At 63.4% G+C, this 13,935-nt stretch carries 12 protein-coding genes; 9 read left to right on the forward strand and 3 right to left on the reverse strand.

Features of this window, described 5'->3' with window-relative positions; translation table 11 throughout:
* Positions 1-29 precede the first annotated feature (29 nt).
* A complete protein-coding gene (locus tag ACE10Z_RS08720) occupies positions 30-428 on the forward strand; it encodes a hypothetical protein (protein ID WP_375787562.1) in 399 nt (132 codons plus the stop codon).
* A 262-nt stretch (positions 429-690) separates the two neighbouring features.
* Here ACE10Z_RS08720 and ACE10Z_RS08725 read toward each other — a convergent pair whose 3' ends face one another.
* Together ACE10Z_RS08725 and ACE10Z_RS08730 are read right to left on the reverse strand one after the other, a co-directional pair.
* Positions 691-2,406, reverse strand: coding sequence for an arylsulfatase (locus ACE10Z_RS08725; protein ID WP_375787563.1), 1,716 nt, complete (start codon positions 2,404-2,406; stop codon positions 691-693).
* On the reverse strand, positions 2,403-3,386 hold the full coding sequence (locus tag ACE10Z_RS08730; RefSeq protein WP_375787564.1) for a formylglycine-generating enzyme family protein: 984 nt from the start codon (positions 3,384-3,386) through the stop codon (positions 2,403-2,405). Before ACE10Z_RS08730 ends, ACE10Z_RS08725 begins: the two co-directional genes overlap by 4 nt.
* Positions 3,387-3,888: 502 nt before the next feature.
* Between ACE10Z_RS08730 and ACE10Z_RS08735 the strand changes: the two genes are divergently transcribed.
* The gene (locus tag ACE10Z_RS08735) at positions 3,889-4,929 is read left to right on the forward strand and encodes a transporter (RefSeq protein WP_375789783.1); all 1,041 of its coding nucleotides are present in this window, start codon (positions 3,889-3,891) and stop codon (positions 4,927-4,929) included.
* Between the two features lie 225 nt (positions 4,930-5,154).
* Here ACE10Z_RS08735 and ACE10Z_RS08740 read toward each other — a convergent pair whose 3' ends face one another.
* A complete protein-coding gene (locus tag ACE10Z_RS08740) occupies positions 5,155-5,859 on the reverse strand; it encodes a hypothetical protein (RefSeq protein WP_375787565.1) in 705 nt (234 codons plus the stop codon).
* A gap of 184 nt (positions 5,860-6,043) precedes the next feature.
* On the opposite strand from ACE10Z_RS08740, the gene ACE10Z_RS08745 reads away from it, so the two are divergent.
* From ACE10Z_RS08745 to ACE10Z_RS08775, 7 genes are all read left to right on the forward strand, one after another.
* Positions 6,044-6,664: a class I SAM-dependent methyltransferase gene (locus ACE10Z_RS08745; protein ID WP_375787566.1), complete on the forward strand. Its 621-nt coding sequence runs from the start codon at positions 6,044-6,046 to the stop codon at positions 6,662-6,664.
* Positions 6,665-6,687: 23 nt separating this feature from the next.
* Positions 6,688-7,098: a DOPA 4,5-dioxygenase family protein gene (locus ACE10Z_RS08750; protein ID WP_375787567.1), complete on the forward strand. Its 411-nt coding sequence runs from the start codon at positions 6,688-6,690 to the stop codon at positions 7,096-7,098.
* Positions 7,099-7,242: 144 nt separating this feature from the next.
* Positions 7,243-9,624 (forward strand): putative bifunctional diguanylate cyclase/phosphodiesterase, encoded by a 2,382-nt coding sequence (locus ACE10Z_RS08755; protein WP_375787568.1) that lies wholly within the window; start codon positions 7,243-7,245, stop codon positions 9,622-9,624.
* 289 nt (positions 9,625-9,913) lie between these two features.
* Positions 9,914-10,876, forward strand: a complete 963-nt coding sequence (locus ACE10Z_RS08760; RefSeq protein WP_375787569.1) for a DUF2778 domain-containing protein — start codon at positions 9,914-9,916, stop codon at positions 10,874-10,876.
* 249 nt (positions 10,877-11,125) lie between these two features.
* The gene (locus ACE10Z_RS08765) at positions 11,126-12,175 is read left to right on the forward strand and encodes a Rieske 2Fe-2S domain-containing protein (protein WP_375787570.1); all 1,050 of its coding nucleotides are present in this window, start codon (positions 11,126-11,128) and stop codon (positions 12,173-12,175) included.
* An 8-nt stretch (positions 12,176-12,183) separates the two neighbouring features.
* Positions 12,184-12,930: a GntR family transcriptional regulator gene (locus tag ACE10Z_RS08770; RefSeq protein ID WP_375776549.1), complete on the forward strand. Its 747-nt coding sequence runs from the start codon at positions 12,184-12,186 to the stop codon at positions 12,928-12,930.
* Positions 12,931-12,942: 12 nt separating this feature from the next.
* The gene (locus ACE10Z_RS08775; protein WP_375787571.1) at positions 12,943-13,923 is read left to right on the forward strand and encodes a PDR/VanB family oxidoreductase; all 981 of its coding nucleotides are present in this window, start codon (positions 12,943-12,945) and stop codon (positions 13,921-13,923) included.
* The last annotated feature ends 12 nt before the right edge of the window (positions 13,924-13,935 follow it).

A 13,935-nucleotide genomic window follows, 5' to 3' on the forward strand; every position in this document is an offset into this window, starting at 1 on the left:
CAGCCTATTGACCATTTGAGGAGAGTGTCATGAGAGCCTTCAATCCGTTGGTGGTCTTAGCACTTCTAGTTACAGAATCGGCCTCAGCACAGGCTGCGGATTTGAACGGAGCTTGGACCGGCGACGCCTCGGCCTGCAGTCAGATCTTTACCAAAACGAACAGCAAACTTGCGTTCAAGCAAGATGCTGATCTCCACGCGGGCGGTTTAATCGTTCAAGGAAAGCAAATAACCGGCACATTTCAAAAATGCACTGTCAAATCGTTGCACGATGACGGGGCGGATCTGAAAGTGATTGCGTCGTGCTCGGACGGCGTCGCGGTTTCAGACGTGCCATTTGACGTGAAAATCACCGGAGAGAATAGCATCACACTCAGCTCCAAGAAGCCGGTGCCAATGGAAACGCAGTATGTTCGCTGCTCGATGTGACGTCCGCGGGGCAAGACCTGAGGAATACGTGGATGAATGATCCGGCCGTCGAGCCTAGGAGCGTAGCGTCGTAGGCTTGACTTCCGCTCCGGGGCAGATCCGGAAGAACTCGGGTTAAGCTTATCAAGTCCACTTCACCCCCAAGGAGCGGGCATGGAGCGGACATGCCGGGTCGGCCGCTCAGGGCCAGGAGGAGACATTTCCCCGGTGCTGCGCGGGGCGGCCTGGAGGCCGCCCCCACCATGCCGATCATGAATACATGTTATTTTGCCATCGCCGTCCTGGCGGCCTCGATTTTCGCCTTCACGGCATCGAGATTGAAACTCGCGCCTTTCTGCATCGGCGGAAACTCGATCGCCGTCATCGCCAGCTTTTCCACCTGCTGCTGAACAAACACAAAGCGCCAGAATTCGAATTTGAACCAGTCGAAGTATTGTTGCGCGCCGTATTTGGTCCCGCTATCGGGCCATCCCGTTCGCTCGAAAGGATCGAGGCGAAGGTTAATCAGGTAGGGCACGTCAGGCTTGGTTTTTTCACCCAGCCAGCCTCCAGGCTGGTCGATGAAGCGATACTTGTAGTCGTCGATGCGCACGGCACCCAGCTCGCTTTCCCCGAAGTACCAGATTTCGTGCCGGTTCGACGGCCCCTTGCCGGTAATCATGTCCATCTGGTTATAGCCGTCCAGATGACATTTGTAGGTCGTGTCACCGATCTGCTTGCCCTTCTTCAGCTCTTCGACAATGTTCGGGTTGCCGGCCGCCGCAAGGAGGGTCGGAAACCAGTCCAGCCCGGAGATGATGCCGTTCTCGACCTTGCCCGCCGGCACTTTGCCCGGCCAGCGGATCATCGCCGGCGCGCGGAAGCCGCCTTCCAAGACCGTGCCCTTGCTCTGCGCGAATGGCGTCTGTCCACCATCAGGCCAGGTGAATACCTCGGTGCCGTTGTCGGTGGTGAAGATCACGATGGTGTTGTCGTCGACGCCCATGTCCTTGAGTTTCTTCATCACGATGCCGACGTCGTCGTCGAGCTGCGCCATGCCGGCCTCGTGGATGGACCAGCCGTTCTTGGAGTTGCGCAGCGCTTCGTACTTCGGCGACAGATGGGTGACGATGTGCATGCGGGTCGGATTGAGCCACAGGAAGAACGGCTTGTTGTCGGCCTTGGCCTTGTCGATGAACTTGAGCGCAAAGTCGCGGATTTCGTCGTCCACGGTTTCCATCCGCTTGGGATAGAGCGTGCCCGCGTCCTCGATCTTCTGTTTGCCGACCTTGCCCCAGCGCGGATCCACGGTGGCGTCGTCGACATTGGTCGCATAACAATGGAGCATGTTGCGTGGACCGACGGTGTTCAGCAACTCCTGAGGATAGGCGGGATGCGCTGGATCTTCCATCGCATCGAGGTGATACAGGTAGCCGAAGAACTCGTCGAAACCGTGCACCGTCGGCAGAAACTCGTTTTTGTCGCCAAGGTGGTTCTTGCCGAACTGGCCGGTGGCGTAGCCCATTCCTTTCAGCGCGGTAGCGATGGTTACGGCCTGCGCGGGTATGCCTGTGGGTGCGCCGGCCTGGCCGACCGTGGTCATGCCGGTCCGGATCGGCAGCTCGCCGGTGATGAAGTTGGCGCGGCCCGCCGTGCAGCTCGCCTCGGCGTAGTAATCGGTGAACAGCATGCCCTCGGCGGCGATCTGGTCGAGATTCGGCGTCCGGCCCGCCATCATGCCGCGGTGGTAGGCGCCGATATTCCAGATGCCGATGTCGTCACCCATGATGACGACGATATTGGGCCGCTGTCCGGCCGGCGCGGGCACCGGGGCCGACGTTGGTTGCTGCGCTTGTGCGAAGCTTGTCGCACCAACGGAAGAGAGTGCTGAAGCGGCGACGAGCGAACTACCGCTCAACAACAGATCGCGGCGTTTCAATCCTGCGCTGGTGGGTCCCGTGCTCATCTCAGGCTTTTCCGGAATCGTATCGTTACTCATAACGTGATCCTCTTCCTGGTGATGCACCTGAAGCCGACATGGCTTGCTGAGGTGTCGATCGGCTCGGCATGACGCGCGGCCGGACGATAGCGGCGGCAGTAGCTCGGAGCGCAAAGATGCGAGCCGCCTTTAAGCACCTTGCGTGGAATCCTGAGGTTCGGCTGACAAGCGTCGTAGCTTGCGGCCTCGGGCCCGCCGCGAGGATTTTGCGGGATGCAGCAGGCTTTCGGGGCGTCGGCTTCGTGCTTCTGCGAATACCAATCGGCCGTCCATTCCCAGACATTGCCGATCATGTCGTGCAGGCCATAGCCGTTGGCTGGGAATGCGGTGACGGGTGAGGTGCGTTCGAAGCCATCAGCCACCAGATTCTGGTGCGGGAAATTGCCCTGCCAGGTATTCGCCATGTGCCTGCCGCCGGGAAGTTGCTCGTCACCCCATGCGAATTCCGCGCCGTCGAGGCCGCCGCGCGCGGCAAACTCCCATTCGGCTTCGGTCGGCAAGTCCTTGCCAGCCCACACCGCGTAGGCCTCAGCATCACGATAGGCAATGTGGACCACGGGATGATCGTCGAGGCCGCTGATCGAACTGCGGGGGCCGTATGGCCGGCGCCAGTTGGCGCCAAATTTGAAACTCCACCATTGCGACCAGTCGCGCAAATCGACCGGATGCTTCGGTGGCGTGAAAACCAGCGAGCCTGCCTTGAGCATGTGCGGCAGTGCGCCCGGATAGTCCTTTGCGTCAGGCCGCGTCTCCGCGAGTGTCACGTAGCCTGTTGCGTTGACGAACTTGCGAAAATCGCGATTGGTGACCGGCGTTGCATCCATCCAGAAGCCGCTCACCGAGACGCGATGGACCGGCGCCTCTTCGGCATAGTGCCTGTCGGAGCCCATGCGGAACGTGCCGCCCGGGATCCAGATCATACCCCTTTGGCTGGGCCCATCCGACGAAGGTTCGCCTGCCGCAACGCCAACGTGGTGCATGGGCTACTCGCAGTGAACGAGTTTCAAAGTTACGAGCGCCGCCCCCAAGCAAAAATCTCTCGGCAGCTTTCTAGCTCGCCGATTGCTTCGGGGGACGATTTAACGCCTTGGTCAGTCAAAAGACGATCAAAAGACGATCGCGTGTCTGAAGTGCGACTAGACAGCGTCTACAACCTAGACAAGATAACAGGATAAGATGCTTCCAGCAACGCATCCCCCTTATCTTGATCCAGATCAACCGAGTCAGGTCGCGTCTTCCTTATCAAGAGCCCGTGACGACTATGCAAAAACTGCCAAGGCTGTGGCGTCATGGACACAGCCTTTCAATAAAAGTCCGGCTGAACGCAAGTATTCCGATTTCGCATGGACCAACGGCAGCGTTAGCTTACTCTTTCCGAGTTTCTACCCCGCCGGAGCAATGGCGGGAATCGCGAGAGTCGGGGGATCGGCGATGCGGTACCTTGGATCGGGTTTGGGACGCAGATTTTTTTCGCAGTGGCATTTGAGTGTTGGGGCGCTTGCCGCTCTACTCGTGCTTTCCAACCAAGAGGCTCGTGCCGATGAAGGCGGCGTGAGCTTTTGGATACCCGGATTTTTTGGCAGCCTCGCGGCTGTTCCTCAGCAGGCGCCGGGCTGGTCGGTGACCTCGATTTATTATCACACCTCTGTTTCTGCCGGCGCCGACGTGGCGCGGTCGCGCGAAATCACGCTCGGTCGCTTTCCCGCGAATCTGACAGCCAATGTGAGCGCGAACGTCAATGCGAACGTGAACCTTGGCTTTCTGGCCGGGACTTATACCTTTGCGACACCGGTGCTTGGTGGTCAGGCCTCTGCCACCCTGTTGGCGGCCTACGGATCCAACTCCACCTCGCTCGCTGGATCGCTTGTGGGGACGTTGACGGGACCGGGCGGCGCCACGTCCCCCTTCTCCCGGTTTGACAGCATCGACAGCTCGCTCATTGCATTCGGCGACCTGATCCCGCAGTTCGCGCTGCGCTGGAATGCCGGTGTCAACAATTACATGACGTACATTACCGCCGACCTCCCGGCCGGCGCCTACCAGTCGACCCGCCTGGCGAATTTGGGGATTGGGCACTGGGCAATCGACGCGGGCGGCGGCTACACCTATTTCGATCCAAAGACCGGGCATGAATTTTCGGCGGTGCTGGGATTCACCTACAACTTCGTCAACCCCTCCACTGAATATCAAAGCGGCGTCGACATGCACCTCGACTGGGGCGCGTCGCAATTCCTGACCAAGCAGTGGCAGGTCGGCCTCGTCGGTTACCTCTATCAGGAGCTCGGATGCGACAGCGGCTCCGGCGATCGCGTCGGCTGCTTTCGGTCGCGCGTGGCCGGCGTCGGCCCGCAGGTCGGCTACATTTTCCCGGTGGGTGACATGCAGGGATATCTGAACCTGAAGGCCTACGGCGAATTCGCCAATGAAAATCGGCCGGCAGGCTGGAATGTCTGGCTGACGTTCAATCTTCAGCCCGCGGCGCCAACGCCGCCGACATCCACAAGGCCAAGATTCACAAAGTAGCGACGCCGGTGACGCTGCCACCGGTGCCGTGCTGAAGGATCATCCGGCGCGGCGGTAGCAACGCAATCAGCCAACAGACACTCCGCTGGCGTGCGGACATGTCCGAGTTGGGTCAAAAGGCGACATCCCTGTGGTCGGGGCCGCGAGTCCGCTTTACTGCTCGAAAGCGGACATCCTGAATTTTTGAGTACGCACCCTAACCTGCGGCCGCGCGTCCGATTCGCGCTACGTCAGCTCTTCCGGATCGTCAGCAGCGCGCATCCGCGCGATACTGTCTTCGGTCGCCGCCGCGCCGGCCGCCGCGACCGCGATCTCGCGCGCCAAATTGGTGCATTCGGCCCACAGCAGGAAGAACACCAGCGGCGGCCGCTCGCGCGCCTCCAGCATCTGCCGGCAGCGCTCCGCGGCGCCGTCGAGCGCCCACCACTGCCGGGCGACGACCATGACCTTGCGGAAGCTGCGCAGCGTGCCCGAGAATTTCTGCGGATCGGCACCCACGATGGCGCCGCAATGGTTCAGCCAGTTCAGCGCCGCATAGATCGCGATGCCGTAATCCTCGATCGCGGTTCCCGTGAAATCGACGACGGTGTTGTCGTGCGCGCGCTGGCGCAGGAAGCCGTCGATCATCTCGGCCTGGCGCGCCGGATCGACCAGCAGCGAGATGTCTTTCCGCGGCACCATCGGGACATAGCGCATCGCCTCGAGCCGCGTGTGCTCCCAGATCGCGCTGACTTCGCCGAGCAGGTCGCCGGGCTTGCGCTTGCAGGCCGGATAGACCAGCACGCCGTTGTCGGCGAGATCGAGATAGCGCGGCACCACCTTGTCGAGCGCGGCGAGAAACGCGCAGGGATCGGTGAGGCCGCGCAATTCGCTGGCGGCGTCCTCCGTCTGTGCAGGCTTGTTGCCGCGTGTCCAGCCGAAATTGGCCATCCCCGGACGCCCCGATCTCAACCTCGCCATCAGGTTAGATGGAAAATGTGGCGATGCAAATGCGGCATTTGCTGCTGCGCAGCCGTGCGTGTCGGCTGCTGCCGGTTGACGCGGGAGACCGCCGCGCCTAGCTCATGGTTAATGGTGCGCAACGCGGGTTGTTGCCGCTCTCGGAACTATCGCCATGACCGCTTCTGATCGACAATCGCATTGGCAGACCGTCTATCTGACCAAGGGCGAGCAGCAGGTGAGCTGGTCGCAGGCCGATCCGCAGCCCTCGCTGCGTCTGATCGAATCCGTCGCGCCCGGCCGCGATGCGTCGATCATCGACATCGGCGGCGGGGCTTCGCGCCTCGTCGATGCGCTGCTGGCGAGGGGCTTTCATGATCTGACCGTGCTCGATCTCTCGGAAGCTGCGCTGGCGAGCGCGCGGGAACGGATCGGCGCGACCGGCGCAGCGGTGCGCTGGGTTGCCGACGACGCGACGGTCTGGCAGCCGCAGCAGGCTTTCGACATCTGGCACGATCGTGCGGCGTTTCATTTTCTCGTCGAGGAGAGCGACCGCGCGGCCTATCTCGAGAGACTGCATCGCGGTGTCAAGGCGGGCGGCCACGCCGTGATCGGCACCTTCGCGCTCGACGGTCCGGAAAAATGCAGCGGCCTGCCGGTGCAACGCTATGATCCCGCAACGCTCAGCCGGACCGTCGGTCCGGCATTCGAGTTGATCGCGCATGAAGCGCACCGGCACGTCACGCCCTGGGGCGCGACGCAGTCGTTCCAGTTCAGTGTGCTGCGGCGGACGTGACCGGCCGCGGAAGGAGAGGCGAGATGACGGACGGGCCACGGGCGATCGGCGAGATCGCGAGCTATCACGCCCACGTCTATTACGACCCCACAACCAGCCGGGGCGAAGCCGAACGCCTGCGCGACTGGATGGGTGAGCGCTTCCTGGTCACGCTCGGGCGCTGGCACGACGTCAAGGTCGGCCCGCACGATCAGGCGATGTATCAGGTGGCGTTTGCGGCCGAGCTGTTTCCGACCCTGGTGCCGTGGCTGATGCTGAACCACGGCAGCCTGAGCATCCTGGTTCATCCCAACACCACCAATCCGCGCCGCGATCATCGCGACGATCCGCTCTGGATCGGCACGCCGCTAGCCGTCCATGCCGACAAGCTGCCCGAAGAGGCCGAAATGGAGCAGGCGCCGGCCCCGAACACGTCGCCGACATTGCGTCCCTGAGCGCCAGCTCCCGTCGACGGGATGGGTAAAGTTTGACGCAATTGCGTTACAGCCAAGTCGTTTCAAACTCATCGCGTTTTGCAACGTGAGGTTAAGCCGGCATTTCTAGGCTTACCCGACATTTCAGGGTCGGGCGCATTAGGCATGTTCTTTTCGTTTCGAAGCTGGTCACTGTGGCGGGTGGTAGGGCCTCTGCTCGCCATCGTGTTGCTGCTGGGCGGTCTGTCGGCCGGCAGCCTGCAGGTGATGTCCGCGGTGCGCGCCTATGTGGCGGGCGAGAGCCTGTGGTCGAAGGGGCAGAAGGACGCCATCTACTACCTTCAGACCTATATCAGCACCGGCGCGCCGCTTTATCTGCAGAAGTTCGATGCCGCGATCGCGGTGCCGCTGGCCGATCGCACGGCGCGGCTCGCGCTGGAAGCGCCAGGCAACAACGACGCCGTGGCAAGGGCCGGCTTCGCCAAAGCGGGCAATCATGACGACGACATCGGCGGCCTGATCTGGCTGTTCAAATATTTCCGCACGATGCACCACGTGGCCGGCGCGGTGACGGCCTGGCGGAATTCGGATGCGCTGCTCGATCAGTTGATCGAAATCAGGAACGAGGCCGCGAACGACGTCGCGCTGCATGATCCCTCGGCTGCGACCATCAAGCACTGGGCCGAGCGGATCGGTGCGGTCGACGCCGCGCTGAGCACGCTCGCCGTCGATTTCTCCGATCATTTGGGGAAGGCGTCGCGTCAGGTCTCCGCGCTGTTGCTGCTGGTCAATCTCGTGATCGCAGCCTGCCTGGCCGGTATCGTCCTGTTCCACACGCGACGGATGCTGTGGCGGCGCTGGCTTGCCGAGACCGCGCTCGCCGTCGAGAAGGAGCGTGCCCAGCTCACGCTGGCCTCGATCGGCGACGCGGTCATCGTGACGACGCAGGACGATCGTGTCGGCTACATGAACGGCGCCGCGCAGCGGCTGATCGCGTCGGGGCGGGACGTGACCGGATGGCAGCTCTCATCGCTCTTCAACATTGCCGAGCAGCCGGTGCGGGGATCGTTCCAGAGCGCCGATGCCGACGACGAAAGCCGGCTGCAGCAGCGGCTCCTGGTGCGGCCGGATCATTCCAGCGTGCCGGTCTCGGTGGTCGAGACCCCGATCGTGCATGCCGGCGAGCCGGCGGGCCGCGTCATGATCATTCACGACATGACCGCCGAGCGGCGGCTGGTCGAGGAACTGGCGTGGGCTGCGTCTCATGACGCGCTCACCGGCCTTGCCAACCGGCGACAGTTCGAGTTCGAGCTGCACAAGGCGATGACGGGCTCGGCGGCCATCGGCGCCGATCTGATGCTGATCGACCTCGACCAGTTCAAGATCGTCAACGACACCTGCGGCCACATGGCGGGTGACCGGCTGCTGAAGCAGGTGGCGAAGCTGCTGGCCGCGGAGGTCGGCGACAAAGGGCTGGTTGCGCGTCTCGGCGGCGACGAGTTCGGCATTCTGCTGTGCGATGATGGCTCCGCCACACACGACGTTGCGGCCGATGTCGCGGAGCGGATCAGGGCGGTGGTCGAGCAGTCGAGCTTCGTCCATGAGGGCTCGAGCTTCCGGATCAGCGCGAGCATCGGTCTGGTCGCGCTTGCCGACAGCGCCGGTGTGCAGGACGCGTTGCGGCTTGCCGACGTCGCCTGCTTCCTCGCCAAGGACAAGGGACGCAATCGCGTCCAGGAGCACCGTCCGTCCGATACCGGCATGGCGGTGCGCGTCGCCGAGATGAGCTGGGTCAATCGCATCCGCAAGGGATTGGACGAGGGACGCTTCTGCCTCTACGAGCAGGAGATCCGTCCGATCAACGGTGCGCTGAGGGGCAATGAGCGGCGCGAATTGCTGCTGCGGCTGCGCGACGAGAGCGGCGCCCTGGTGCCGCCCGGCAGCTTCCTGCCCGCGGCCGAACGCTACGGCCTGATGCCGCTGATCGACCGCTGGGTGGTTCGCCGCGCCTTCGAGATCATTGCCGAGCGCAAGCACCACCCGCGCAAGATTGCGAGCTACGCCATCAATCTCTCCGGCGCCACCATCGGAGACGGGGACTTCGTCGACTTCGTCGCTGAACTGTTCGCGCGGTATGATGTTTCGCCGGCATTGGTGTGTTTCGAGATCACCGAGACCAGCGCCATCTCCAATCTCGATGAGGCGCAGACGTTCATTGCGCGGCTGCGCGAGATCGGCTGCAGCTTCTCGCTCGACGATTTCGGCACAGGCATGTCCTCGATCGCCTATCTGAAGCACCTGCCGGTCGACATCATCAAGATCGACGGCTCGTTCGTGAAGGAGATCCTGAACAGCAAGGTCGATCGCGCGATGGTCGAGATGATCACCAAGACCGCGAAGATCATGCAGAAGCAGGTGGTCGCCGAATTCGTCGAGAGCCTCGCGATCCTGGACGAACTGCGCCAGATCGGGGTCGACTACGCCCAGGGTTACGCCATCGGGAAGCCGGTCCCGGTGCTCACCCTCCGGGAAGAAAAGATCGCCTGAGCTGCCAAAATTGTCCCGAAACGGGACTTTTTCGGCCATTTCAGCCCGCCCGGGGCTGATTCCCGGGCACTTCCATCCGAAAAACGTTTAAAAATCCTGTCGTTGCCCGCTTCGTCTCGATTATGCCTTACTCTAATTCCCTGATATGATGAGCGAACGGTGAATCCAACGTGGGCCGGGTAACAGGCCCCAGAGCACCGACTTGGGGATGATGGGTCAACGTACGACGAAAGCAGCCGCGCGTAAGTCGAACCGCGGCGTGTCTCTGGTGGGCAGCACGGCGTTCGCCGTGAGCGCACTCGTCCTGTCGTCTGGCCTTGCCGCCTGGATGGTCGGCATCGACCCTACCGCATGGCTGCATGGACCGGCACTCGCCAACACCACCGCCTCGCTGAATTTCGACGATCGCTTCGGCTCTCGCTCCACGATCAACACGGCCTCACTGTATTATCCTCTGCGCCGCGGGTTCCGTTCGAGCCGCGGCGATTTCAATTCCGAGTTCGGGCAGATCGAGGACGCGCTGGCCGGCCAGCTACGTGACACCCAGACCGAACTGCCGACCAGCGAGCCGGCGACGGCATCCGTCGCGGCCACCACCACCACGACCGCGGCGTCCGCCGTGCCGATGCCGCGATCGCGGCCGGCCGTGGCCAATCTGCTCGCGCGCAACGATCAGCCGCTGCCGCCACAGGCACCGGTGCAGCAGGGCGACAACCGGACGTTCCTGCAGAAGATCGCCGACATGATGCCGGGCAAGCTGCAACTGGCCTCGCTGGATCCGAATGACGGATTGTCGTCCGGTCCGAGCCTCGATCTCGGCGCGCTCGGCTATGACAGCACCACGGCGGTCTACGACATCACCGGCCGCATCGTGTACATGCCCGACGGCACCAGGTTCGAGGCGCATTCGGGTCTCGGCAATCTGCTCGACGATCCGTCGCATGTGAGCGCCCGCAACGCCGGTGCGACACCGCCCGGCGTCTATGAGATGAAGCCTCGCGAGAAGCTGTTCCACGGCGTGCCGGCGCTGCGCATGACCCCGGTCGATGGCAGCGATACGTTCGGGCGTGTTGGCCTGCTCGTGCACAGCTACATGCTCGGGCCGAACGGCGACTCCAACGGCTGCATCTCGGTCAAGCATTACGACAGATTCCTGCAGGCCTATCGCAGCGGCACGATCAAGCGCATCGCGGTCGTGGTCAGCATCAAGGACGTCAAGTCGGCCTCGACACGCGCGGCGTCGAACTCGTAGCCGCAGACCAGCGCGGCCGGTTCATCGAACCCGTCAATCCCCAGTGAGTCTCCTCGCCTCCGGTGCGAAAGCGCCGCGCGATCCGCCGTTGGTGCGGCGGAATGCGCCGGCAAAACTCTCGCAGCTGCAAATTCCTTAATTTATGTATACATTATATCCCTCAGAACGGATTATAATACCGTATCTTGCTAAATATGAGGGGATAATGTATACAGTGGGTATCCGAAGCGAACCCGAGAGGGCGAACCGATGCCAAAACCCTTTCCAATGAACGCGTGGTACGCGGCCGGCTGGGATGCCGAAATCAAGCACGCGCTGTTGCCGCGGACGATCTGCGGCAGGCATGTCGTGATGTACCGGAAGGGCGACGGTGAGGTGGTGGCGCTCGAGGATGCCTGCTGGCATCGCCTCGTGCCGCTCTCCAAGGGCCGGCTGGACGGCGACACCGTGGTCTGCGGCTATCACGGCCTGAAATACAATGCGCAGGGCCGCTGCACCTTCATGCCCTCGCAGGAGACGATCAATCCGTCGGCCTGCGTCCGCGCCTATCCGGTCGTCGAACGCCATCGTTTCATCTGGCTCTGGATGGGCGATCCCGCGCTCGCCGATCCCGCGCTGGTGCCCGACATGCACTGGAATCACGATCCGGCCTGGGCCGGCGACGGCAAGACCATTCACGTCAAATGCGACTACCGCCTGGTCGTCGACAATCTGATGGACCTGACCCACGAGACCTTCGTGCATGGTTCGAGCATCGGCAATGATGCGGTCGCCGAAGCGCCGTTCGACGTTACCCATGGCGAGAAGACCGTGACCGTGACGCGCTGGATGAGGGGCATCGAGCCGCCGCCGTTCTGGGCCAGACAGCTGCAGAAGCCGGGCCCGGTCGATCGCTGGCAGATCATCCGCTTCGAGGCGCCGTGCACCGTCAATATCGACGTCGGCGTCGCGCCGGCCGGATCGGGCGCGCCGGAAGGCGATCGCTCGCAGGGCGTCAACGGCTATGTGCTCAACACCATCACGCCGGAGACCGAGAAGACCTGTCATTATTTCTGGGCCTTCGTCCGCAATCACCGCATCACCGAGCAGCGCCTGACCAGCGAAATCCGCGACGGCGTCGCCGGCATCTTCCACGAGGACGAGATCATCCTGGAAGCGCAACAGCGCGCGATGGACGAGAATCCGGACCGCGTGTTCTACAACCTCAACATCGACGCCGGCGCAATGTGGGCGCGGCGCGTCATCGACCGCATGGTGGCGAAGGAAAATCCGCCGCAGCAGTTGCAGGCGGCGGAGTAGGGCAAGCCATGGCGGAGCGCGAAGCCGATCGCTCAGTGTCGCACACCGTGCGGGCGCAGCTCGCGCTGCGCGACCTGGTTCTCTCGGGCCGGCTGCGGCCGGGCGAGCGCATCTCGGAGCTGCAGGCGGTCGAGATCACCGGGGTGTCGCGCACGCCGGTGCGGATGGCGCTGGTCCGGCTGGAGGAGGAAGGCCTGCTGGAGGCGATCCCGTCCGGCGGCTTCATGGTCAAGGCGTTTTCCGAGCGCGACATTCTCGATTCGATCGAGCTGCGCGGCACGCTGGAGGGCCTTGCCGCGCGCTTTGCCGCCGAGCGCGGCGTCTCGTCGCGCGATCTCGAACCGCTGAAGGAATGCCTCAACGAGATCGACGGCCTGGTGCGGCAGGACCCGATCTCCGTCGAAGCGTTCTCGTCCTATGTCGCGCTCAACGCGCGCTTCCACGCGCTGCTCACCGAGCTGTCGCGCAGTCCACCGCTGATCCGGCAGATCGATCGCGCCTCGGCGCTGCCGTTCGCCTCGCCGAGCGGCTTCGTGATGGCGCAATCGGCGTTGCCCGAGGCGCGTCAGATCCTGCTGATCGCGCAGGACCATCATCGCGTGGTGGTCGACGCCATCGAGAATCGCGAGGGCGCGCGTGCCGAGGCGATCATGCGCGAGCATGCCCGGCTTGCGGCACGCAATCTGCGGCTGGCGCTGCGCAACCGCACGCACCTTGATCTGCTGCCGGCGCTGGCGCTGGTCACGGCCGGCTGAACGGAGCGCGCCATGCGATTCATCGAAACCTGGACGTCCGCCACGCTGCTTGCGACGCGCGATCTCACGACCGGCATCCGCGAATTCCTGCTGCGGCCGGACAATTTCACCGGCGCGCCTTATCCCGTCGGCAGCCACATCGATGTCGGCGTCACCATCGAAGGCCAGCCGCAGACCCGATCCTACTCGCTGGTCGGCGAAGCCGATCCGCAAGGTTTCCGGATCGCGGTGCGACACGCGCCGGATTCCCGCGGCGGCTCGCGCTATATGTGGTCGCTCGCGCCGGGGGCGCGGCTCACCATCACGCTGCCGACGTCGCTGGTGCAGCTCGACTGGACGCGGCGGCAATTCTGCCTGATCGCAGGTGGCATCGGCATCACGCCGATCGTCGGTGCGGCGCAGGCGCTGGTTCGCCGCGATGCCGGCGTGACGTTGCACTATGCCGTGCGCACGCGCGGCGATGCGGCCTATCTCGATACGCTCGACCGTCTGCTCGGCGACCGCCTCATCGTCCATGCCGGCGACGAGGGCAAACGGCTCGACCTCGACGGCGTCTTCGCAGGCTTGCCGCAAGATACGATGACGTTGTTCTGCGGCCCGATGCGGATGCTGGATGCGGCACGGCACGCCTGGGAGGCGTCCGGCCGTCCGATGACTGACCTGCGTTACGAGACCTTTGGATCGAGCGGGCTGCTGCCGACCGAGGCGTTCCGCGTGCGGCTCAAGGGTGAGGGGACCGAGTTCGTGATCCCGCGCGACCGCTCCATGCTGGACGTGCTCAACGAAGCCGGCCATGAGGTGATGAGCGACTGCCGGCGCGGCGAATGCGGCGTCTGCGCGATCGACGTGGTCGATGTCGACGGCGAAATCGACCATCGCGACGTCTTCTTCAGCGATCACCAGAAGCAGGAGAGCCGCAAGATCTGCGCGTGCGTCTCGCGGGCCCGCGGCACCATCACGGTGGACACCTTGCATCGCGCCGACGCGCCGTGATGTGCCCGGCCG

Origin of the sequence: Bradyrhizobium sp. Pha-3 (assembly GCF_042258615.1) — a bacterium.
In the GTDB taxonomy this organism is placed as follows: Bacteria; Pseudomonadota; Alphaproteobacteria; order Rhizobiales; family Xanthobacteraceae; genus Bradyrhizobium.

Coding starts and splice junctions, on each gene's coding strand:
- ACE10Z_RS08720 (WP_375787562.1), top strand. CDS start 30: ATGAGAGCCTTCAATCCGTTGGTGGTCTTAGCACTTCTAGTTACAGAA.
- ACE10Z_RS08730 (WP_375787564.1), bottom strand. CDS start 3,386: ATGCACCACGTTGGCGTTGCGGCAGGCGAACCTTCGTCGGATGGGCCC.
- ACE10Z_RS08775 (WP_375787571.1), top strand. CDS start 12,943: ATGCGATTCATCGAAACCTGGACGTCCGCCACGCTGCTTGCGACGCGC.
- ACE10Z_RS08740 (WP_375787565.1), bottom strand. CDS start 5,859: ATGGCCAATTTCGGCTGGACACGCGGCAACAAGCCTGCACAGACGGAG.
- ACE10Z_RS08725 (WP_375787563.1), bottom strand. CDS start 2,406: ATGAGTAACGATACGATTCCGGAAAAGCCTGAGATGAGCACGGGACCC.
- ACE10Z_RS08765 (WP_375787570.1), top strand. CDS start 11,126: ATGCCAAAACCCTTTCCAATGAACGCGTGGTACGCGGCCGGCTGGGAT.
- ACE10Z_RS08755 (WP_375787568.1), top strand. CDS start 7,243: ATGTTCTTTTCGTTTCGAAGCTGGTCACTGTGGCGGGTGGTAGGGCCT.
- ACE10Z_RS08745 (WP_375787566.1), top strand. CDS start 6,044: ATGACCGCTTCTGATCGACAATCGCATTGGCAGACCGTCTATCTGACC.
- ACE10Z_RS08770 (WP_375776549.1), top strand. CDS start 12,184: ATGGCGGAGCGCGAAGCCGATCGCTCAGTGTCGCACACCGTGCGGGCG.
- ACE10Z_RS08750 (WP_375787567.1), top strand. CDS start 6,688: ATGACGGACGGGCCACGGGCGATCGGCGAGATCGCGAGCTATCACGCC.